Origin of the sequence: Pseudomonas abietaniphila (genome assembly GCF_900100795.1) — a bacterium.
Classification (GTDB): Bacteria; Pseudomonadota; Gammaproteobacteria; order Pseudomonadales; family Pseudomonadaceae; genus Aquipseudomonas; species Aquipseudomonas abietaniphila.
In genome coordinates, this window is record NZ_FNCO01000005.1 from 124,645 (window position 1) to 146,071 (window position 21,427).

Here is a 21,427-nt window from a genome sequence, read left to right on the forward strand (position 1 = left end):
GGCGCCTCCAGCAGATCCCTAATGGAACAAAGCCCGATTCCCGCGCCGCCCCGCCCGACGCGCTGCATTGCCTACGGGGCCGGCGTCTGCTCTGGGCGTTCGCACGGGTGAACTCGCTTCATCGGACATGGCCTGGACTACACCAACGCTGAAGCTTCCCTGTGACAAGTTGCCCATCAATGGATTTTTCCTGGCCTCAGTAATGGATTTGACCAGGGTCGGCGCCCAGTTGTCGACCGCCCTTAAAAGCTCATTGTCTTCGGTCCTCGCGGGCTCTACAAGATCGCTCATCACAGCCCAGGCCGTTTCCATTCTGTCATTCACCACGACTGCCGTGACCGCCATGAAATGAATCGAGTTCTCCTTAATCCACTGGTTGCTATTTGCCGAATTGGCAAACACCAGTCCCTGCCCAAGCGTGACTGGCAGCGTCCTCTCATTCAGACCCGCTGCATTGAGCGTTTTGAAAGTTTCATCGACCTTATAGGAGTCACTGATATTGACTGGACTTCCCCAGCCCACAGCCTCTACGTTTGGCATCCTTAACGGCATGCCGGGACTATTCCGCGCCTCTGGAGAGTAGGGGAACGGACGGGTGTCCCCGGCCAAGTAGGTGATGATGTATTCCGTTGACTGGATGCAACTTTCCGGAATAGCAAATTGAGTATGGAGAATCGTGTAGTCGGTGTCTTCGCTGTCCACCTCCGCTCTGTATAGAACCGCTGGCACATTCAGCTTCCTGGACTTCAACTCCGTCGCGAATCCGCTCGACGAACGGCGGGGCAACATATTCAAATCGTTGGTCCGCACACGAATTTGCGCCGACTCTTCATGGTTGGTACGGTCCGTGTTCACTTGAATCGGAACGCCCAAGCATATCCTGGCTTTTGACCAAACGGCCTGCAAGCCGCCGTCATCGATCAGCGTCGTCGGATTGTTTCGCGCAAAGGCATACAGATTCAGTCCATCGACCGCGCCGGCCGGATCCGGGCTGATCCATCGCTGCAACCACGGCGCGTAATAACGCGCACCGTAGTAATACAAACCACTGTCATCACGTTCACGTCCGCTGTAACGAACGGTCTTATAGTCAGCCTCCACCGCTGAACGGGCGGCCCACCAGGCCGTCCCGCCGAAGGGGTAATAAAGTTCCTCACTGATCAGATCTGCGTCTCGGTCAACCTCCAGATAAACAGACCGTAAGTGATCCCCGAGCCCATAGCGCAAAGCGTCGTTGAAGACGCCTTCCGGCAGCCCCTCATCCCAATGAAGACAACGGGCCGCAAGGTGCTGATCCTCCGCGATCAATACGCAGTACTGTTCACCCGTTGCAGTCTTGTCGTGCAGTTCAAGGCCGGGCAAATAAAGCACGTCATGGTGGTGCGTCAGCGTACCGGTGCTCCACGCAGAGCGTTTACGAAGACGCACGCCAGCGGCACCGTAGGCATTGCGCTGCCCGTTTGCGTCCGTCAGACGGTTGCGCGCATCCCAGATCAAGCGTTGACCGGGCTGAAGAAACAGCAAGTTGCCGTTCGCGTCAAAGCCGTTTTCCAGGTCAGGCGGCTCCGCGTCCTCGAACAGGGGCATCGCCCGATTGCTGTGTGCCATAACCTGCATGCGGCGCGTGAAATTTCCTGACTGGGCTTCATGCCGCAACATCAGCATATTGTCGGCGGCGTCGTACTGATAATGCTGCGTATAGTTGCGCCATTGAGCCCCATCAGCGAGCTCGGTCGCAAGCGGCGGAAGATCAGGGCCCAGAGACGGAACCTGCATTTCGTAACCGCTGGCCTGTATCAAGCGATACAGCGAATCATAGGTGCGAGTCTGCACCGGCTCGATACGCTGATTACGGAAATGACTAACCGCCTGGCTGCGGTCCGTGATGCTCAATACGTTACCCACAGGGTCAGTCACGTAGCAGTGATCGTACAAAGAAGGCCCCGCATCACGGCTGGCGAATTGCCTGAGCACGTGTCCATCGCGCGGGTCGAACTGGTATTGCTCGGCCACGCCATTGCCAAGGCGCTGTCCAAGCATTCGCCCGGCTGCATCGTATTCCCTCGCCGAAACCAGCGTTTGCTCGGCGCCTTCCGCTTGCTGCAACTTCAGATCAGCCGCCTGGCCAGCACGATCAAAAAACAACGACCGTCGGTTGCCTCTGGCATCCATCTGCTCGATGAGCTCGCCTGTCGGGGCATAGAGGCTATGGGTGGTGTAGTTTTGCGGCGCAAGCATCGCATCCCGCTCTCCCAAGGACGCCGGCCAGTCTGGGGCGTCCATGTCGGGCAGGAAGGTTCGGGTCTCTCTCAGCGTATTTCCACCGAGCCCATAGTCTTCGATTTCCAGGCTCCCGGCAGGATCGTCGTGTCGGATCAGACGCCCACACCGGTTGTGCCCTGCGGCCTCCGACGACATCGCGGCATATTCGTAACGTTCAACCGCTTTACGGGGTCCGCCATCTTGCTGCTCATGCAACACAACGGGTCGCCCCAAGACGTCCAGTTCTATCCCCCACTCGGTCGCTCGGCCATCCCAACTGTTAACACGTTCAGCATTGTCGTTGAACAGCGCGACGTGCGAACCCGAGTCCACACTCGACACACACAAAGGCAGTCCGCCGAGACTGTAGATGGCGACTGTGTTGAAGACTGCATCCCCGCCAAGAGCGCCTAAACGCGGATCCTGGCTGGACACCGGGCGTCCTGCGAGGTCGTAGTTCTGGCGCCCAATCAATAACTCGGCCTCTTCGCCCACGGCACTGCGCAAACAGGCAACGCTGCGCACCGACAGCCCGCGACCGTCCGTGACGAAAATCTCCGGCGTTGCAGTGTGAACAGATTCAGAGGCCATGCGCATAACCCTCGTTCAGCTTACCCCCAGCATATACGTGCACCTATGGGCGACGTAACTGTCACAAATGACAGTCCTCCGCCTTAAAACCGACCTACTGAAAGGCAGAATTGCCCTGTCGCTGAGGCCCATTCGCCTTGCACGTTGGCCCACGTGCCGCGATATAGTGATCGGCCAGGCCAGTCGCCTTGAAGGAGAACCCATGAAATTCGAAGGCACTTCTGCCTACGTCGCTACCGACGACCTGAAGCTGGCGGTCAACGCTGCCATTACCCTGGAGCGTCCACTGCTGGTCAAAGGCGAGCCGGGCACGGGCAAGACCATGCTCGCCGAGCAACTGGCCGAATCCTTCGGCGCCAAGCTGATCACCTGGCACATCAAATCGACCACCAAGGCCCATCAGGGCCTGTATGAGTACGATGCGGTCAGTCGTCTGCGCGACTCTCAACTGGGCGTCGACAAAGTCCACGACGTGCGTAATTACCTGAAGAAGGGCAAGCTCTGGGAAGCGTTCGAGTCGGAAGAACGCGTGATTCTGCTGATCGACGAGATCGACAAGGCCGACATCGAATTCCCCAACGACCTGCTGCAAGAACTCGACAAGATGGAGTTCTACGTTTACGAGATCGACGAAACGATCAAGGCGAAAAAGCGCCCGATCATCATCATTACCTCGAACAACGAAAAAGAGCTGCCTGACGCGTTCCTGCGCCGCTGTTTCTTCCATTACATCGCCTTCCCTGACCGCACCACCCTGCAGCGGATCGTCGATGTGCACTACCCCGACATCAAAAAAGACCTGGTCAGCGAAGCGCTCGATGTGTTCTTCGACGTGCGCAAGGTCCCGGGCCTCAAAAAGAAGCCTTCGACCTCGGAGCTGGTGGACTGGCTGAAACTGCTGATGGCCGACAACATCGGCGAAGCGGTGCTGCGCGAGCGCGATCCGACCAAGGCCATTCCGCCGCTGGCGGGCGCACTGGTGAAGAACGAGCAAGACGTGCAATTGCTTGAGCGTCTCGCATTCATGAGCCGTCGTGGCAATCGCTAAGCTCTTTGGGATAAGTGCGGGACAACCAACATGCTGCTCAACCTCTTCAACGAAATGCGCGCCGCCAAGGTGCCGGTCTCGGTGCGTGAGCTGCTGGACCTGATCAACGCCCTGAAACAGCGGGTAATCTTCGCCGACTTGGACGAGTTCTACTACTTGTCGCGGGCGATTCTGGTCAAGGACGAGCGCCATTTCGACAAGTTCGACCGGGCCTTCGGCGCCTATTTCAATGGCCTCGAAAAACTCGACGACCATTTACAGGCGCTGATTCCCGAGGACTGGTTGCGCAAGGAGTTCGAGCGTTCGCTGACGGATGAAGAGCGCGCGCAGATTCAATCCCTCGGCGGGCTGGACAAACTCATCGAAGAGTTCAAGAAACGCCTCGAAGAACAGAAGGAACGCCACGCGGGCGGTAACAAATGGATCGGCACCGGCGGCACCAGCCCGTTTGGTTCGGGCGGCTACAACCCGGAGGGCATTCGGGTCGGCGATGCGGGCAAGCGTCAGGGCAAGGCGGCGAAAGTCTGGGATCAGCGCGAGTACAAGAACCTCGACGACCAGGTCGAACTGGGCACCCGCAACATCAAGGTGGCCTTGCGCCGCCTGCGCAAGTTCGCGCGTCAGGGTGCGGCGGACGAACTGGACATCGACGGCACCATCGACCACACCGCTCGCGATGCCGGTTTGCTGAACATCCAGATGCGCCCGGAACGCCGAAACACCATCAAGCTGTTGCTGTTGTTCGACATCGGCGGCTCGATGGACGCCCACGTGAAAATCTGCGAAGAACTGTTCTCGGCCTGCAAGACCGAGTTCAAGCACATGGAATACTTCTACTTCCACAACTTCATCTACGAATCCGTGTGGAAGAACAACCTGCGCCGCACCTCGGAACGCACATCAACCCAAGACTTGCTGCACAAATACGGCGCCGACTACAAAGTGATCTTCATCGGCGACGCCGCCATGGCGCCCTACGAAATCACCCAGCCTGGCGGCAGCGTCGAGCATTGGAACGAAGAAGCAGGCTACGTCTGGATGCACCGTTTCATGGCCAAGTTCAAGAAGATCATCTGGATCAACCCGTACCCCAAAGACGCCTGGGCCTACACCACCTCGACCAACATCGTGCGGGATTTGATCGAAGATCAGATGTACCCGCTCACGTTGCGCGGGTTGGAGGAAGGGATGCGGTATTTGGCGAAGTAACTGAGAGCACCTTCCTCGTAGCAGCACGGCTTGCCGGCGGGGTGGTGTGTCTGTGATCTAAGTGTTGTCTGACACACCGCAACCGCCGACATCGGAACGCCGCCCGGGCGTGCTGCTACAAGCCCCCCACCGCCGTCTATATCTTCACTCCTCCAATAAATAAATTCTTACACTCTCGGCATTGACGCCTATCTCCGACGCCTATTACGTCGTTTTATCAGTTGAAAGTACAACTGAAAATCGCAGCCTTCTAAGCAGGGTATTCATCTGTTGCGGTGGAAAATATTCCGACGAACACGGCTGCCTGAGTTTTAGCCAAATACACAATGGAATTGACAATGAAGAACAATATTTTCGGAAAAACCACTTTGCACATGGCTATGGCACTGACACTCTCTAGCTTGAATACAGGGCCTGTAAGTGCCATGGGCTTTTTTGATACTGAGCATCAGGACTCGGTCAAGCTTAAAATCGAATCAAGCAATAGAGCACCTACGACCGACAGATCGGCTGAACTTCTAACAGCTGCCGAACCTGAGATCATTGAATTGCCTGATAAAATCAACCGAGTATTCGCTCAACCTAATGACGCGAACGATAAAGTTTACTACAGCTTCACGTCCACTCGCGGACAAAAAGTTATGATCTACAATATGCGTACCATGGCCGAAGGGCCTGACTGGAACGTCGAATATAAAATTGATGGAGAATGGATTCAGGTCCCGACGGATCACAGCTTTATATCATCAGAGCTAGTTCCCAACCAGAAGGTTTTCATGAGAGTTTCCCGATCAGCTGGGAAGCGTGTCGTAACGGGTGACAGATCTGCGATCGAGTTTGGTTCAGCCCCCTACGTAGACAGCGGAAAAACAGAAGTATCCGGCGACTATCAATGGTTCCTGACCTATTTCCCTGCCCATCTTTTCAAACACCAACTGAGCTGGAGAAGTAGGATTACAGACTCAAAAGGTCATCCGCTTGCTGGAGCAGTCGTCCACTTTATCATCAGCGCAGACGAAGACAAACCACATAAACTCGTGACTAAAGAATACATCACTGACGCATCAGGATTTATTATTGACTCCATGAAATTCGATGAGTGCATTGGTAAAAATAAGACTCCACCCTTCGTACTCGACCCTAAATACAAAACAAAATGGAAAGCCACATACAACACTGGCTACTGGCAGCTCGCCGTCCGAGGAAATAGCACAAGCGACATAACTCCATCAACGCTGACGCAGCTCTGCAGCGCAACCCCCATCCGATAAAACCTCGTAAAACCTCGTAAAACCTCGTAAAACCCAATAGAACCAATTGGTTCTATTGGGTTTCTCTTCAGGCAGGTGAAAAAAACCTCGCATACTTGGCGCCCAGTCCCTCCAGCGATCGATGGACGATGCCAGCCAACATTTTTATATATTCCTGAGCCGCGCATCTGAAAGCCTCATCTTCATTCATCAGGCTGGACAGGATATTTTTCTCGCGCTGAGTCAGCTCACAACCTAATCCAACGGGCTTGATCAGACCCGTTTCATCGATAGAAAAACCAAACGGCTTTGTTGCCAACTCCGGCTCCGAATCTGCAAGTCTGGATTTCATCTCATCCCGCATGTTTTCCATATCAGCGGCCCGACACTCAGCAGCGTGCTTGTAGGCATCCAGTTTGGCCTGCTCTCGAAATTCCCATGAGCTAAGGGTTCTGAAGATAACACCACCATCGCCGGTGGGTCGCAACGTCCCGTCGAGTTTGACCTCATGATACACGGCGTCCGGATAGGGAGGGGCTGGTGCGGCCACCTCTATCTGGCCGGTTATGGGATGCCCCGTGGCTTCTATATTTCCTTTGCCACCGACGGCTTCAGCAGCCTGTGCAACTAAACGGTTCTGGTTGCCAATGGATGTCAGGTTCATACGCACACCTCATGTCGTGAATACATGAAGTGCTTAACGACCTTCGCCCGAAAATGATGACCTCGTCATCCTGACCAGTATTTCCGATAAACACGTAGGACAAAAGTTACAGAACTGATTAATGCGCGAGCGATTGCAAAAACCCCACCTGCTCCCGATGTGCCATCTCCTGCACCACCGCCCTCATCCGCACCACCGTCCCCGGCAGCTTCTGCGCCAGGCGGGCCAGTGACAGCGGCGTCAACGCGCCAAGTCGGGGGTAGCCGCCGATGGTCTGGCGATCATTGAGCAGCACGATGGGCTGGCCGTCGGGCGGGACTTGAATGGCGCCAAGAGGAATGCCTTCCGAGATCATCGGTTTGCCCTGATACACCAACTCCGGCCCCAACAGACGCATGCCCATGCGGTCGGCGCGGCTGTCGAGGGTCCAGTCATTGTTGAAAGCGTCGAACAGGCTCAGGCCGCTGAACTGGCCGATCTGCGCGCCGAGCACAACATCCAGTGGGCGCGCATCGGTCAAGTCGGGAATCAAACCGTCAGGCAAGGCATGCAACTCAAATGTTGCGCCTGAATACCTCAGTTGATCACCTTCGACCAGCGCTCTGCCGTCGCCCTGCAACCCACCCAGCCCTTCACGCACCACCGTGGCGCGGCTGCCCAACACCTCGACGGCGTCGAACCCGCCGGGGGCGGCGAGATAAGCACGTGCGCCGAGCATCGGTTGGGTAAAGCGCAGTTGCTGCCCCTTGCGGACGAAGAAGCTGCGCCAAGGCGCCATCGAGCGGTCATCGAGCATCGCGCCCAGATCCGCTCCCGCCAATGCGAGGCAGCAATCGGCTTCGGCGATCAGGGTCAGGCCGCCGAGGGTAATTTCGATGACGGCGGCATCCAGCGGGTTGTTCAGCAGTTTGTTGGCCCAGGACATCGACACCCAGTCCAGCGCCCCGCCCTGCGTCACGCCCAGATGGCGGACGCCAAACCGTCCGGCATCCTGAAGCAGGCACAGCGGCGTACTGCTTTTTACGGTAAGCACAGTCATGCCAGCGCCTCCAGCGCAGTGTCGTCGCCACCCAGGCGAATGAATTCGGCGTGATCGACAGCCTCGAAACGCACGGTGTCGCCGGGCTGCATCAGGCTGTAACCATCCATCCGGCGATCAAACAACTTCGCGGGCGTGCGGCCCAGGATGTTCCAGCCGCCCGGCGACTCCAGCGGGTAAGCCGCTGTCTGGCGTTCGGCGATGCCGACGCTGCCCGCCACCACGCGTTTACGCGGCGTGTTTATCCGTGGTGCCGCCAGGACCTCTTCGACCAGTCCCATGAACGCAAATCCGGGTGCAAAGCCCAGCGCGAACACCTGATATTGCCGCTGGCTGTGGCGTCGAATCACCTCGTCCACCGGTAATCCACTGCGTCGGGACAGCAACGTCAGTTCGGGGCCAACGCTCAGGTCATACCAGACCGGCAACACATGCTGCCGCCCGCTTTTGGCGGCGTCAGGCGACAGGTCGGTCATGGCCTGCGCGATCACCTCGCGCGCATGGAGGGGATCAAGCGCCATCAGGTCGTAATGCACCATCAAGGTGGTGTACGACGGCACCAGGTCAATCAAATGCGCACCGAAGCCCTCGCGCAGCCGAAGGCTGGCCGCAAGCATCCACGGCATGTTGGCTTCATCGATGGCATCGAACAGACGCACCATCAAACAATCGATCGCGACGACTTCGACGCGCACATTCATGAGGCGGACAACTGCGCCGGGGTGTTGCCCAACGCCTGACGGATCCGTTGAACGGCGGCGATGGAACTGGCGTTGTCGCCATGCACGCACAGCGTGTCGGCGTTAAGCAGCAGTTCGCTGCCGTCGCTGGCAATCAAGGGTTCACCGCGGGACAGCGTCAGCGCCTGGGCAATAATGGTTTCCGGGTCATGGTGCACCGCACCCGGCACGCTGCGCGACACCAGACGCCCCACGTTGTCATAAGCACGGTCGGCGAACGCCTCGAACCACAGGGTGACGCCGAACTCATCGGCCATCGCTTGCGCTGCGCTGTTGTCACGCATGGCCAGCAGCATCAAGGGCAATTCAGCGTTGTAGCGGGCGATGCCTTCGATGACCGCACGCAGTTGCGCCGGATTGGCCATCATGTCGTTGTACATCGCGCCATGGGGTTTGACGTAGCTGACACGACCGCCCTGAGCACGGGCGACCCCGTCGAGTGCGCCGATCTGGTAATGCAGCAGGTCCTGAATCTCTTGCGGCGAACAGGCCATGGAGCGGCGGCCGAATCCCACGAGGTCCGGGTACGCAGGGTGTGCACCGAGGGTCACGTTATGGGTCAACGCCAAGGCCACGGTCTTGCGCATGACACTGGGATCGCCCGCATGAAAACCACAGGCGATGTTGGCGCAATCGATGTACGGCATGACGTCGGCATCCAGACCCATGGTCCACGCGCCGTAGCTTTCGCCGATATCACAGTTCAATAACAGGCGGCCCAAGGGGTATCTCCTGTGCAAAGGAAGGTTGAAGACGGGCCTTGAGTCTACGCGTGGGAAGCGTCCCTTTGCAGCGCTGAAACGAGCCTGTCATGTGCAGGCGCATTCTTGGACGGGAGGGGTTGGGGCGTCCAACGAATAAAAGCGAGAGGGGGAGATAAGAAAAAGTGAACGGCTTTCTTCAGCGCCGCAATAGGGGACATCGTCGGTACGGTCACAGGTGCTTTACCACTGTGGGAGCGAATTCATTCGCGAAAAATCAGCAAGACGGCACATTCGTGACGAATGTACCAATGCATCGCGAATAAATTTGCTCCCACAGGCCTGTGCGAAGTGCCTGAACGGTTTCGCTCCCTAGCGCCAGTCGCGGTTGACGGGTCGCACGTGATGCCGTCCCACGAACACCCAGTCGATGAACAGCACGAAGCTTTCGATGACCAGCGAAAACAGCAGCGCGCAGACCAGGCCCCAACCGATGACGTCAGGCGACAGCAAGACCTGCCAGGAATACCCGTTCCAGGTTTCCTTGCGGATGTCCGGGTCAGCGGCGGTGAGCACGTGGTAAGCCCGCATGTACCACGGGCCTTGCAGGGCGAGCCATTCGCGGTCGAGGGTTTGTGTTCGCGTCAGCAGGGTGTTGATGTTGTCGGCGTCGGTGCGAAACACAGGATCGTCACTGCTGCGGTAGTGCTGGATCAGCGCCTGAACATCACCTTTGAAGAACCGCTGAGCCGTGTCGTTGTAGCCACCGAGGCTCTTCTGCGCCTCGATAAGGTGCGCTTCGACACGCTTGCTGTAATCGCTGATAAAGCCGGGAATCTGCACGCCGATCAACAGGCCCGCCGTGAACAACACCAGTCGCAGATAGCTTCGCAGCATAGGTCCCTCTCTGTCAGGTTCGGCCTTCGGCCACGCATTCGCCGCGACGCCACAAGCTCCAGTGGCCAGGTTCGTAGCGATTCCAGGTTTCGTTCTCGGTCAACGGCTCGGTGGCGATGACCGTGACCACGTCGTTCGGGGTGGTTTCGGCCTGAAAATCGACGATCACGTCGACATCTTTCAAGCGAGCCGGACCGAACGGAGCGCGGCGCGTAATGTGCACCAGCTTGGTGGAGCAGAAACAAAATAGCCAGTCGCCATCGCTGAGCAAGCCATTGAACACGCCCTTGCTGCGGTATTCGCTACAGGCTTCGACCAGGGTCGGCAGCAGCTGTTCGATCTCGACAGGTTCTGGAAAACCTTCACGCACGCGGTTCAACACATCGCAGAAGGCGGCTTCGCTGTCGGTGTCCCCCACCGGCCGATAGAACGTGGCACGGGGGTGAAAATCCGCCAGTTGGCCGTTGTGGGCGAAGCACCAGTTACGGCCCCACAGCTCGCGGACAAAGGGATGGGTGTTGGACAGGCAGACCTTGCCCACGTTGGCCTGACGAATGTGACCGATGACCACCTCGCTCTTGATCGGGTAACGCTGCACCAGTTGGGCGACTTCCGACTCGCTGCTGGCCGCAGGGTCCTGAAACAGGCGCAAGCCGCGCCCCTCGTAGAAGCCGATGCCCCAGCCATCACGGTGCGGACCGGTTCGCCCACCCCGCTGCATCAGCCCGGTAAAGCTGAACACGATGTCGGTGGGTACGTTGGCACTCATGCCCAGAAGTTCACACATGCTCGGCTCTCGGTAGGCTTAACCGCAGATCACACGGCAGGCGTCATCACAACTTGGGTTCGACCCGGTAGCGGCCGCTGCTGCCATTGGCCGGCGCAGCGGGTGGGTTGGCGAAGCGGCTCGGCCCCTGGTTTGCGAACGGTTCGTCGTCCTGCTCAGCCTGCTTCTGCTCCGCAGCCGCCTGCGCCGCAGCTTCCTCGGCGTGGGCCTGGCGGGCTTTTTTCTTGCGCAGAAACGGCAGGCGGATCAGCGCGAAGATGACATACAGGCCCAGAGCAACGGCGCCGTAGGTCGACAGATCCAGCATCGCGCGCCAGACGTTATTGCCGACCTTGAGTGCAAGATCCAGCACGCTGATGGCCAGCGCGGGAGCGTACTTGTCTTTGACTGGATCGATGATGGTCGGGCAGAACAGCAGGACCGCGCCGATCACGCGCAGCGGCTCGCGCAGGTAGCGCCACATCCAGCCGGTCAGCTTGAACCACACCAACAGACAACCCAACGCAGCGAATGCGTAAAGGCCCCAGGCAATCAGATAGTCGTTGTCGGTCATGACGTCCGTGGTAAGGCAGGTAAAGAGGCGCTTATGATAACGACTTTTCGCAAGCCCGGCTTCCCCGGCTTCAGTTATCGGTCTGCACTGCCCCCGACCGGGCAACGCCGGGCCGGACGGTTTATTCGAGAACGCCCATTGAGAGAGCCCAGCATGCCTTCTTCCCACATTGCTCCTAGCGCCCCGCTGGCCCGCAAGGCCGACGGCGCCGACCCGTATGCCTGGCTGCAGAACCGCGACACCGACGAGGTGCTCGATTACCTCAAGGCCGAAAACGACTACCAGGAGCGTCAGCTCGCCGATCAGCAGGCGCTGCGTGAAACCCTGTTTCAGGAGATCAAGGGCCGCATCCTCGAAACCGACCTGTCGCTGCCCTCGCCCTGGGGCCCGTATCTGTATTACACCCGCACCACCGAAGGCGACGAATACGCCCGCCACTATCGCTGCCCTCGCCCCGCAGACGACTCACAGACGGTCGACGAAAGCGCCGAAGAGTTGCTGCTGGACCCCAACGTATTGGCCAACGGCGGCTTCTTTTCGCTCGGCGCGTTCAGCATCAGTCCGGATCACCAGCGCCTGGCGTACAGCCTCGATACCACTGGCGAGGAGGTCTATCAGCTCTACGTCAAAGAACTGAGCAGCGGCAACGTCATCAATCTCCCCTTCGAGGACTGTGACGGCAGCATGACCTGGGCCAACGACAGCCAGACGCTGTTCTTCGGCGAGCTGGACGACACCCACCGCCCCCATAAGCTGTACCGCCACACCTTGGGTAACGATTCTGCCGACCTCGTGTTCAACGAGCCGGACGGGCGTTTCTTCCTGCACTGCTACCGCACCAGCTCCGAGCGGCAACTGGTGTTGGCCCTCGACAGCAAGACCACCGGCGAATCCTGGGTGCTGGATGCGAGCAAGCCGGAGCAGGCGTTTGTCTGCATGGCGCCACGCGGTGAGGGTCATGAGTACTCCGTGGACCATGGCCTGGTCAACGGCACCTGGAGCTGGCTGATCCGCAGCAACCAGGACGGCATCAACTTCGCGCTGTTTCATGCGCCGGAAAAAACCAGCGGCGTGCCCGAGCGCAAGGACTGGCAGACGCTGATCCCGCATAGCGAATCGGTGATGCTCGACGGCTTCAGCCTCAATGCCAAAGGCCTGACCCTGAGTCTGCGTGAAGGCGGCCTGCCCGTCGTCGAAGTTCACCCACAGAGCTTGCCGGCCTATCGGGTGCAACTGCCGGACGCTGCCTACAACCTGTATGTGCAGGACACGCTTGAGTTCGACAGCGACAAGATTCGCCTGCGTTACCAGTCGCTGAATCGCCCGCCGCAGGTGCGTCAGTTGACCCTGGCCACCGGCGAGCAAGCGGTGCTCAAAGAGACGCCCGTGCTGGGCGTGTTCGACGCCGATGCCTACGTCAGCCAGCGTCTGTGGGCCACCGCTGCCGATGGCACTCAGGTGCCGATCAGCCTGGTGGTCAAACGCGAACTGGCCGGCCAACCGGTGCCGCTGTACCTCTACGGCTATGGTGCGTATGGCGAGAGTCTGGACCCATGGTTCTCACACGCCCGGCTGAGTCTGCTGAACCGGGGCGTCGCCTTCGCCATCGCCCATGTGCGCGGCGGTGGCGAACTCGGTGAGGCCTGGTACCTCAACGGCAAACAGGAGCACAAGCAAAACACCTTCAGCGACTTCATCGCCTGCGCAGAGCACTTGATCGCACAAAACCTCACCACGCCAGACCAGCTGGTGATCAGCGGCGGGAGTGCCGGCGGATTGCTGATCGGCGCCGTGGTCAATCAGCGGCCCGATCTGTTCAAGGCCGCCATCGCCGAAGTGCCTTTCGTCGATGTGCTAAACACCATGCTCGACCCTGAGCTGCCACTGACCGTGACGGAATACGACGAGTGGGGAAATCCGCAGGAACCGGCGGTATATGCTCGCATCAAGGCCTATGCCCCGTACGAGAACGTCACCGCACAGGCATACCCGTCCATGCTGGTGATTGCCGGGTACAACGACAGCCGTGTGCAGTATTGGGAAGCGGCCAAGTGGGTGGCAAAATTGCGCGACACCAAGACCGATGACAACCTGTTGCTGCTCAAGACCGAACTGGGTGCAGGGCACGGTGGGATGAGCGGGCGTTATCAGGGATTGCGTGACGTAGCGCTCGAATACGGTTTTATATTCAAGGTATTGCAACTGGCCTGAGGAACTCCCTCATCCCCGTGTGTCATACCAGACGATCCCCGGACGATGCGTAGTCCGGGGACGTTTTACACGTCAGCTGTTTCAGTCTCCATTCTTCACGACTCAACAAGAACATCACATGCCAACACCGTCATCCCTGAACAATGAGATCCGCGAGATGCTGATGGACTGCGGTCTGTTCCTCGCCCTGACGCCCGCCGACTTTTCCGCGGCGGCAGGTTATTTCAGCATCAGCAACATCGACAAAGGCCAGCCGATCTTCAACGAAGGCGATGCAGGCACCTTCATGTGCATCATCCATTCGGGGACGGTGTCGGTGCAGAAGCTCAATGGCGAAGGCAAACAGGTCGAAACGGCGATCCTGCGCAGCGGTCGGGCATTCGGCGAAATGGCGGTGCTGGATGGCGAACGTCGTTCGGCAAGCTGCATCGCGGCGTCGCCTTGCTACCTGCTGAACCTGGGCAAGGACTCCCTGGACAAGATGCTCAACGACGCCCCGAAAGTGGCAGCCAAGATCATCCGCGCGATAGCGATCGCGATGTCCAAGCGCCTGCGGATGATGGACGGACAGGTGCTGGCTCAGCAGGAATAGGTCATCCCACTCCCTGTAGGAGCCGGCTTGCTGGCGGACCCGGTGTGCCACTCGACATCAGGGCGGCTGGCCTCATGGGTTCGCCAGCAGGCCCGCCCCTACAATGTTGCAGTGCAGCAGTGTGAATCAAGGACTGGGCTTGGCGGGCGGCGGCAACCCCGGCAACGGCTCATCTTCTTTTGGCGGGCCGGGTTGCGGGATCTTCGGCAGTAATGGCGGATTACCCTGGCCTCCCGCGCGCGGCACACTCGGTGGAGTGACCTGGGGATAAGGTGTCGGGGTGGCAGTTCCCGGCGAGCCGGATGTCGCGGCGATCGGTTCGGGGGTATTCAGGACAGGTTGCAGGTTCTCGGCAAACCCCTGCGATGCACCGAGCATCATCAAGGCAATCGCCGCTAGAATGGACCGCTTCATCGTTGGCCTCCACTGCCAATCTTTTGCTGTGACGCTCAGGCTACTCCTGCGCGGCGCTTCGTGCGCTGACAAATTGATGCGCACACCTTCAGGCTTTCTACCGGGTTTTCCATGAAACGTTTCGTTCTGCTCGACACCACCCCGATCCCCGACAACGGCGGCGCCCTGTGCCTGTTCGAATACGGCGAAGACTTCGTGATCAAGATTCAGGGTGGCGACGGCGGCCAGCTGATGAACACGCGCATGCACGGCTCCGAAGACGCGCTGGCCGAAATCCCCTGCAAAAAGATCGCGTCACGGCTGAACCCTCGCGTACTGATCGGCGGGTTGGGCATGGGCTTCACCCTCGCCTCGGCACTCAAGCATCTGGGCAAGAACGGCGAAGTGGTGGTGGCCGAACTGGTGCCTGGCGTGGTCGAGTGGAATCGCGGACCACTGGGTGAGAAGTCCGGCAACCCGTTGCAGGACCCTCGCGCCCGGGTCGTCGTACAGGACGTCGCCCAGGTGCTGAAAAGCGAGCCTCAGGGGTTCGATGCGATCATGCTCGATGTCGACAACGGCCCTGAAGGCCTGACCCAAAAAGCCAACAGCTGGCTCTACTCCGCCGGTGGTCTGGCCGCGTGCGCGAGCGCTCTGCGCCCCAAAGGTGTGCTGGCGGTCTGGTCGGCCAGCGCCGACGCCGCCTTCAGCGACAAACTGCGCAAGGCCGGATTCAAGGCCGAAGAGGTCAAGGTTTACGCCCACGGCAACAAAGGAACGCGGCACACGATCTGGATTGCTGAAAAAGTCAAAGCCTGACAGCCGATCAAAGCGCTAGACTTGCCCCATTGCCAACAGCACACGAAACAGGTGACACCATGAGCGCGGGAACCCCGACCAACACTTCCAAGCTGGACCGCATCCTGGCCGATGCCCAGCGTGACCGCGAGATGGGTTATCGCGACAAGGCGCTGCGCATGTACCCGCACGTCTGCGGCCGCTGCGCCCGTGAGTTTTCCGGCAAGCGCCTGAGCGAACTGACCGTGCATCACCGCGACCACAACCACGACAACAACCCGCAGGACGGCTCCAACTGGGAACTGCTGTGCCTGTACTGCCACGACAACGAACACTCGCGTTATACCGACCAGCAGTACTTCTCCGACAGCTCGACCAGCAGCCCGAAGACTGCCAAGGCCACGCACAACCCGTTTGCTGCGCTGGCGGGATTGATGAAAAAAGACGAATAAGCCTATAGGCGCGCGCTTGCCCGCGATGCGTTCGTTCAGCCGACAGATCCTTATCGCCTGATCTGGACAATCGCGGGCAAGCGCGCTCCTACACGTTCGCTGAGCCCCACCTTCCCGTATAATCCCGCGCTTTCTTTGAAGAGCACCCTCTCCCGTGGCCAACAAACGCTATGCCTGCATCGGCTTGTACAACCCCAAGTCTCCGGAAAACGTCGGTTCGGTGATGCGTGCGGCGGGCTGTTATGGCGTGGCGTCGGTGTTCTACACCGGCAAACGCTATGAGCGGGCGCGGGACTTCGTCACCGACACCAAAAAGATCCATCAGGACATTCCGCTGATCGGCATCGACGACCTGAAAAAGATCATTCCGCTGGGCTGCGTGCCCGTCGCCGTCGAGCTGGTCGAAGGCGCCCGCGCACTGCCGGAATACACCCACCCCGACCGCGCGATCTACATCTTCGGCCCGGAAGACGGCTCGCTCGACAAAGAGATTCGCGACTGGTGCGAAGACGTGGTGTACATCCCCACCACCGGCTGCATGAACCTGGCCGCAACCGTGAACGTGGTGCTTTACGACCGCATGGCCAAGGGCAACAACACCCGCTCCGGCCCGCAATTCGGTCGTGAAACCGATCGCACCTGATCGACCCGCAACGACAAACGCATTGAACAGTTTTCGCTCGCGGCAGTCAGCTTAAGGGACCTTACCTATTCATGGAGACCGCATCATGAGCGATACCCCGATCATCAAACGCGTCGAACGAACCGTGCGCGATTATCCAGAGCAGAACGTGCAAGGCTGGGAGCGAATCGGCTCGCTGGCAGGTGGCGTACTGATGATGGGCAAAGGCTTGCGCCGTGGCGGCATCTTCGGCCTGGTGCAACTGGCGATCGGCGGCGCAGTGCTGGCGCGTGGTATCACCGGTCATTGCTCAACCAAGGCGCTGCTGGAAAAAAGCCGCAGTGAGATGGACATCGCCCGCTCCCGGATCGAAGAAGCCGGTGCTGAACTGAGCAAGCTCAAAACAAAAGCCGAGGTCGCAGCCGAAGAGGCGGTGGTCAACACCATCGATGCCGTGAGCGGGCCGAAGGGCGTTTAAGCGAAGCCCGCGCGTACACCGGCGCTTCAACTTTAAAATAACGTATCACTGTGGGAGCGAATTCATTCGCGAGACGTCTGTCCGGTCGACACATGCGTATCGGCTGAACGATTTTTCGCGAATGAATTCGCTCCCACAGGCTGTAGACGGCGATCAAGCGATCACCGTTTTGATGGCTGTTATTCAAGCAGACTGCTGCTCAACACCTTCGACGGCTGCCCCATCACCCCCGCGGCCACCTGCACGAAGTCTTGCGTGCTCACCGGCCCCATCCGCATCAAACCCTGAGCCACGTCATCCAGCGACTTCTGGTCGTCGGTCCGTTGCCGAATTTCCTGATCCAGCGCAATCAGCAGCAGCACCGCCCGGGCCGTCATCGCGGGGTCGACAGGGTCGGCGCGCAGCGTGCTGACTTTGCGGCTGATACGCGTGAGTATCGACTGCCAATCCTGATACCGGTCTTCGCTCATGCCGCCCGCCCGACGCAGCAGCTCGACAGCGTAGTACTCGGCCAGGCCTTCGGGTATCCAGTCACTGCGATCACGGGCCTTCACGCGACCGAACACCTGCACCAGCTCGCGCACCAAAGGGCTCACGCCGCTTTCGCTGATCAGCGGGCGATTGCTGTTAAGAAAGACCGAGTCATGCCCGGCGCTGGCGTTGCGCGCCATCGAGTCAGCCACGCCAACGACCAGCAACTTGCCCGGGGTACGCGCAAACACCGCTTGCAGCTTCGGCCAGACAAAGGTCATCAGCGTCAACGTTTCCATGCGCCGCATGCCCTGCCCTTTCGGCGAACTCACCGTGACCTCGGTGTCACCCAGCCGCGCACGCCGATTGATCAGGTTGCCGGCCAGCATCCAGCCGGTCGGGCGATCAAACAGCCGGGAGACGTTGTCGATGCGAAAACGATTCTTGCCGATGCGCGGCCATGACGTCTCGATGTGCTTCCAGCCGGTCGGCAAATCGAAGGTCAATCGCGCCTGCAGGCGCACACCCTCCTGCTGATCCAGGCGTGCGCCTGGCACCAGGTCCTCGCCTCGAAACAATGCCCAATCAGCGGTCATGCGGCTGTCGTAGCGCGGCTTCTCCATCGAAGGGCTCGCCGCGGGGCGGCTGACATGCACGCGGTACGTCAACGTTGCCTTGCCAGCGGCAGGCTTCCACACGCCACGCAATCTGCCACTGTTCGGCCCTGGCGCGGTCGTCCATTGCCCGTCTGCGTTGAAGTCGCTGAAATAGCCGTGATCGCCCAGATCAAAATCCAGGCTGCGCACCGCAGTACCCTGCTCCAGCGTCACCCGCACTTCTGCCTGATCGCTTTGCGGGAGCAAGGTGACGTGGTAATCCAGATCGACTTTTTTCGCCGCCCACGCGGGCAGACCGAAGAGCAGCAGAACAGCACACAGCGGCAGTTGGTAACGCACGGAAAGACCACTCCTGTTGCGACAGGCTCAGGGATCGGGTAGCGAACGCCTGTAGAGGCGCAGGCAAATCAGCCCGCGCGGAAGATCAGATAATCTTCCCAGTCATCTTCAGCGACATTCTTTTCGCTGAGCATGCGCCCCGATTGGGAAATGCGTTCCTTGTGGACCTGCTCCCGATCGCCACATACAAGGTGATGCCAAAGAGGCAGATCTTTTCCTTCGCTGACCAGACGGTAACCGCACGTCGGTGGCAGCCACTTGAATTCATCGGCCTGGCCCGGCGTGAGTTGAATGCAATCGGGCACCTGGGCGCGCCGATTCGGATAATCGGTGCACTGGCAGGTCTTCAGGTCCAGCAGCTTGCAGGCGATGCGCGTGTAATAAACGCTGCCGTCGTCTTCGTCCTCGAGTTTCTGCAGGCAGCACAGGCCGCAACCGTCGCACAGCGATTCCCACTCGACCGAATCGAGTTGATCGAGGGTTTTACGCATCCAGAACGGTTCGACTTTGGCGGCCATGGTTTCGAGAAATCAGCATCGGGCAATGAAAAGGCCGCCAGTCTAGTGGCACATCGCAGCCGGGCCAAGCGCTGGCGACTGTCGGTACGCACAGACTTGCCAGCGAACGGTCGGCGCAGTAGCTTTATGCCCTCGCACGCAGGCGCCAGAGCCCTGCGGGCGACCTGCGCATCAACTGTCACTTTCGACAGCAGCCCGTTCGACGATGCCTGCCGTCCACGGCCCATCTGATTGATCCCGCACGCTGGTTCGCGCGCTGCGGTTTACTCACTCTTCAGGATCAGAATACCCATGAGCGCCAACCCACGCGTTGCCGAATACGCCATTGACCCCCAATTCACCGATCGCTGGTCGCCGCGGGCCTTCACCGGCGAAAGCATTCCTCAGGAAACCCTGCTGAGCTTCTTCGAAGCCGCACGCTGGGCGCCTTCGGCTTACAACTCCCAACCGTGGCGCTTTCTGTACGCCCGACGCGATACGCCGAACTGGGAACGCTTTCTGGGGCTGCTGAACGAATTCAACCGAGGCTGGGCGCAGCACGCGTCGGCGCTGGTAATCGTGATCTCCAAGACAACCTTTACCGCACCCGGCGCCACAGAAGAAACACCTGCGCTGTGGCACACCTTCGACACCGGTTCGGCGTGGGGTCATCTGGCACTGCAAGCCAGCCTCAGCGGCTGGCACACCCACGGCATGGCGGGGTTCGATCAGGAGCTGACGCGCAAGGAGCTGAAAATCCCCGAGGGTTACGCGATTCACGCTGCGGTGGCGATTGGCAAACTGGGCGACAAATCGACCTTGGCCGACTACCTGCAAGCCCGCGAAACACCAAGCCCGCGCCGCCCTTTGGCAGAGCTGGCGGCGGAAGGGGATTTCAGTTTGTAAGGCGGTGTGAGCCACTCTTGCTGCCGGTTCGAAACGTCAGGCTGACGCAGATTTTGTAGGAGCGCGCTTGCCCGCGATCTACCGCGCAGCGGTAGCAAAATCAGGCAACTCGATCATGCCTGACACCCCGCATGCACAGGTCTTGCTGCCGGTTCGAAACGTCAGGCTGACGCAGCTTTTGTAGGAGCGCGCTTGCCCGCGATCTACCGCGCAGCGGTAGCAAAATCAGGCAACTCGATCATGCCTGACACCCCGCATGCACAGGTCTTGCTGCCGGTTCCCGGCAGATCGCGGACAAGCGCGCGCCTACAAGGGCGCCCCACTAACGCTCAATAACCCTTCGCGAAATCCACTTCCCCGCGCAACGCTTCACCGGCGGCGTAGGCTTTCAGGTTCTCGACGAACAACTGGGTCATGGCCGGTGGCGAGGTCGGTGCAGAACTGTGACCGGTCAGCAACAACCCCCAGGCCGTCCAGAACGGATGGCGTTGCGGCAATGGTTCCTGACGGCAGACGTCAATCACCGCGCCCGCCAGATGACCTTCCTTCAACGCCTGGACCAGATCGGCATCGACCACCGCCACGCCGCGCCCAACGTTGATGAACAGCGCCGAGGGTTTGAATTTGGCGAACAGCTTCGCGTCGTAGAGATCGTGGGTCTGAGCCGTGTTGGGCAGCAGATTGATCACGAAATCAACCTCGCCCACCAAACGCGGCAAATCCTCCAGCGCACCCACTTCAACGAAGGGCGCCTGTGTGCGCGCACTGGATGCAATGCCATACAGCTCAACGCCGAACGGCACCAGAAACCCGGCAACACGGACACCGATGTCGCCGGTACCGACGATCAGCGCTTTGCGCCCGGCCAGACTCTGGCCCATCCGGTCGTCCCATTTGCGCTCGACCTGGCTCACCAGCCGGGCCAGCACTTCACGCTCATGCACCAACATATAGGTCAGCACGAACTCAGCCATGACCTGGCCAAAAATGCCGACCGCGCGGGTCAGCCGGTAGTCCCGGTTCAGCCCCGGCGCCAGCAGCGGCGTAATGCCTGCCCAGGTCGATTGCAGCCACTGTGGGGTGTGGCCCTGGCGCAGCAGGTTGGCGAGCAGGTCGGGTTGACCCAGCCAGATCGAGGTCTGGGCCGCCATTTTTGACAGCTCGGCGGAGTCGCCGCTGCTCAGCACTTCGATGTCGGGAGCGGCCTTGCGAAGTAACTCGGTGTAAACAGGGTAATCGTGTTCGGCAATCAGAACGCGCATGGATTCAAAACTCAGAAAAACAGGACATGCGACCGCAAGGCATCTGGC

At 59.5% G+C, this 21,427-nt stretch carries 22 protein-coding genes; 10 read left to right on the plus strand and 12 right to left on the minus strand.

Annotated elements, in window-relative coordinates; translation table 11 throughout:
- Positions 1-18: 18 nt before the first annotated feature.
- Entirely contained in the window at positions 19-2,853 is a 2,835-nt protein-coding gene (locus BLS87_RS11530; RefSeq protein WP_167362054.1) for an RHS repeat-associated core domain-containing protein, read from the minus strand.
- Between the two features lie 202 nt (positions 2,854-3,055).
- Here BLS87_RS11530 and BLS87_RS11535 point away from each other — a divergent pair, with 202 nt between their 5' ends.
- The 3 genes from BLS87_RS11535 (at position 3,056) to BLS87_RS11545 (ending at position 6,381) form a co-directional block, all read left to right on the plus strand.
- Positions 3,056-3,901, plus strand: coding sequence for an AAA family ATPase (locus BLS87_RS11535; RefSeq protein ID WP_074752622.1), 846 nt, complete (start codon positions 3,056-3,058; stop codon positions 3,899-3,901).
- Between the two features lie 30 nt (positions 3,902-3,931).
- A complete protein-coding gene (locus tag BLS87_RS11540; RefSeq protein ID WP_074752623.1) occupies positions 3,932-5,110 on the plus strand; it encodes a vWA domain-containing protein in 1,179 nt (392 codons plus the stop codon).
- 338 nt (positions 5,111-5,448) lie between these two features.
- Positions 5,449-6,381, plus strand: a complete 933-nt coding sequence (locus BLS87_RS11545; RefSeq protein ID WP_074752624.1) for a hypothetical protein — start codon at positions 5,449-5,451, stop codon at positions 6,379-6,381.
- Positions 6,382-6,448: 67 nt separating this feature from the next.
- On the opposite strand, the gene BLS87_RS11550 is transcribed toward BLS87_RS11545, so the two are convergent.
- The 7 genes from BLS87_RS11550 to BLS87_RS11580 all read right to left on the minus strand — a co-directional run bounded on the left by BLS87_RS11550 (position 6,449) and on the right by BLS87_RS11580 (position 11,741).
- Positions 6,449-7,024 (minus strand): hypothetical protein, encoded by a 576-nt coding sequence (locus tag BLS87_RS11550; protein WP_074752625.1) that lies wholly within the window; start codon positions 7,022-7,024, stop codon positions 6,449-6,451.
- A 118-nt stretch (positions 7,025-7,142) separates the two neighbouring features.
- The gene (locus BLS87_RS11555; RefSeq protein WP_074752626.1) at positions 7,143-8,063 is read right to left on the minus strand and encodes a 5-oxoprolinase subunit C family protein; all 921 of its coding nucleotides are present in this window, start codon (positions 8,061-8,063) and stop codon (positions 7,143-7,145) included.
- On the minus strand, positions 8,060-8,764 hold the full coding sequence (locus BLS87_RS11560; protein WP_074752627.1) for a 5-oxoprolinase subunit B family protein: 705 nt from the start codon (positions 8,762-8,764) through the stop codon (positions 8,060-8,062). Before BLS87_RS11560 ends, BLS87_RS11555 begins: the two co-directional genes overlap by 4 nt.
- The gene (locus BLS87_RS11565; RefSeq protein WP_074752628.1) at positions 8,761-9,525 is read right to left on the minus strand and encodes a 5-oxoprolinase subunit PxpA; all 765 of its coding nucleotides are present in this window, start codon (positions 9,523-9,525) and stop codon (positions 8,761-8,763) included. The genes BLS87_RS11560 and BLS87_RS11565 overlap by 4 nt, the downstream gene beginning before the upstream one ends.
- Positions 9,526-9,876: 351 nt before the next feature.
- Positions 9,877-10,401, minus strand: coding sequence for a DUF2937 family protein (locus BLS87_RS11570; RefSeq protein ID WP_074752629.1), 525 nt, complete (start codon positions 10,399-10,401; stop codon positions 9,877-9,879).
- A 13-nt stretch (positions 10,402-10,414) separates the two neighbouring features.
- Entirely contained in the window at positions 10,415-11,188 is a 774-nt protein-coding gene (locus BLS87_RS11575; protein ID WP_074752630.1) for a class II glutamine amidotransferase, read from the minus strand.
- A 46-nt stretch (positions 11,189-11,234) separates the two neighbouring features.
- The gene (locus tag BLS87_RS11580) at positions 11,235-11,741 is read right to left on the minus strand and encodes an MFS transporter (protein WP_074752631.1); all 507 of its coding nucleotides are present in this window, start codon (positions 11,739-11,741) and stop codon (positions 11,235-11,237) included.
- Between the two features lie 153 nt (positions 11,742-11,894).
- On the opposite strand from BLS87_RS11580, the gene BLS87_RS11585 reads away from it, so the two are divergent.
- Complete coding sequence (locus tag BLS87_RS11585; protein WP_074752632.1) at positions 11,895-13,952, plus strand: S9 family peptidase; 2,058 nt, start codon at positions 11,895-11,897, stop codon at positions 13,950-13,952.
- Positions 13,953-14,070: 118 nt separating this feature from the next.
- Entirely contained in the window at positions 14,071-14,544 is a 474-nt protein-coding gene (locus BLS87_RS11590) for a Crp/Fnr family transcriptional regulator (protein WP_074752633.1), read from the plus strand.
- Between the two features lie 126 nt (positions 14,545-14,670).
- On the opposite strand, the gene BLS87_RS11595 is transcribed toward BLS87_RS11590, so the two are convergent.
- Positions 14,671-14,958, minus strand: coding sequence for a hypothetical protein (locus BLS87_RS11595; RefSeq protein WP_074752634.1), 288 nt, complete (start codon positions 14,956-14,958; stop codon positions 14,671-14,673).
- 111 nt (positions 14,959-15,069) lie between these two features.
- On the opposite strand from BLS87_RS11595, the gene BLS87_RS11600 reads away from it, so the two are divergent.
- The 4 genes from BLS87_RS11600 to BLS87_RS11615 all read left to right on the plus strand — a co-directional run bounded on the left by BLS87_RS11600 (position 15,070) and on the right by BLS87_RS11615 (position 17,287).
- Positions 15,070-15,756, plus strand: coding sequence for a spermidine synthase (locus BLS87_RS11600; RefSeq protein WP_074752635.1), 687 nt, complete (start codon positions 15,070-15,072; stop codon positions 15,754-15,756).
- 59 nt (positions 15,757-15,815) lie between these two features.
- Positions 15,816-16,187, plus strand: a complete 372-nt coding sequence (locus BLS87_RS11605) for a YajD family HNH nuclease (RefSeq protein ID WP_074752636.1) — start codon at positions 15,816-15,818, stop codon at positions 16,185-16,187.
- A gap of 154 nt (positions 16,188-16,341) precedes the next feature.
- Positions 16,342-16,830 carry an RNA methyltransferase gene (locus BLS87_RS11610; protein ID WP_074752637.1) on the plus strand — a complete coding sequence of 163 codons (489 nt, stop codon included), beginning with the start codon at positions 16,342-16,344 and terminating at the stop codon, positions 16,828-16,830.
- Positions 16,831-16,915: 85 nt separating this feature from the next.
- A complete protein-coding gene (locus tag BLS87_RS11615) occupies positions 16,916-17,287 on the plus strand; it encodes a YgaP family membrane protein (RefSeq protein ID WP_074752638.1) in 372 nt (123 codons plus the stop codon).
- Between the two features lie 179 nt (positions 17,288-17,466).
- On the opposite strand, the gene BLS87_RS11620 is transcribed toward BLS87_RS11615, so the two are convergent.
- Both BLS87_RS11620 and BLS87_RS11625 read right to left on the minus strand, forming a co-directional pair.
- Positions 17,467-18,714 carry a hypothetical protein gene (locus BLS87_RS11620; protein WP_074752639.1) on the minus strand — a complete coding sequence of 416 codons (1,248 nt, stop codon included), beginning with the start codon at positions 18,712-18,714 and terminating at the stop codon, positions 17,467-17,469.
- A gap of 68 nt (positions 18,715-18,782) precedes the next feature.
- Positions 18,783-19,232 (minus strand): YcgN family cysteine cluster protein, encoded by a 450-nt coding sequence (locus tag BLS87_RS11625; protein WP_074752640.1) that lies wholly within the window; start codon positions 19,230-19,232, stop codon positions 18,783-18,785.
- Positions 19,233-19,523: 291 nt separating this feature from the next.
- Here BLS87_RS11625 and BLS87_RS11630 point away from each other — a divergent pair, with 291 nt between their 5' ends.
- On the plus strand, positions 19,524-20,117 hold the full coding sequence (locus tag BLS87_RS11630) for a nitroreductase family protein (RefSeq protein WP_074752641.1): 594 nt from the start codon (positions 19,524-19,526) through the stop codon (positions 20,115-20,117).
- A 329-nt stretch (positions 20,118-20,446) separates the two neighbouring features.
- Here BLS87_RS11630 and BLS87_RS11635 read toward each other — a convergent pair whose 3' ends face one another.
- A complete protein-coding gene (locus BLS87_RS11635; RefSeq protein ID WP_074752642.1) occupies positions 20,447-21,379 on the minus strand; it encodes a D-2-hydroxyacid dehydrogenase in 933 nt (310 codons plus the stop codon).
- Positions 21,380-21,427 lie beyond the last annotated feature (48 nt).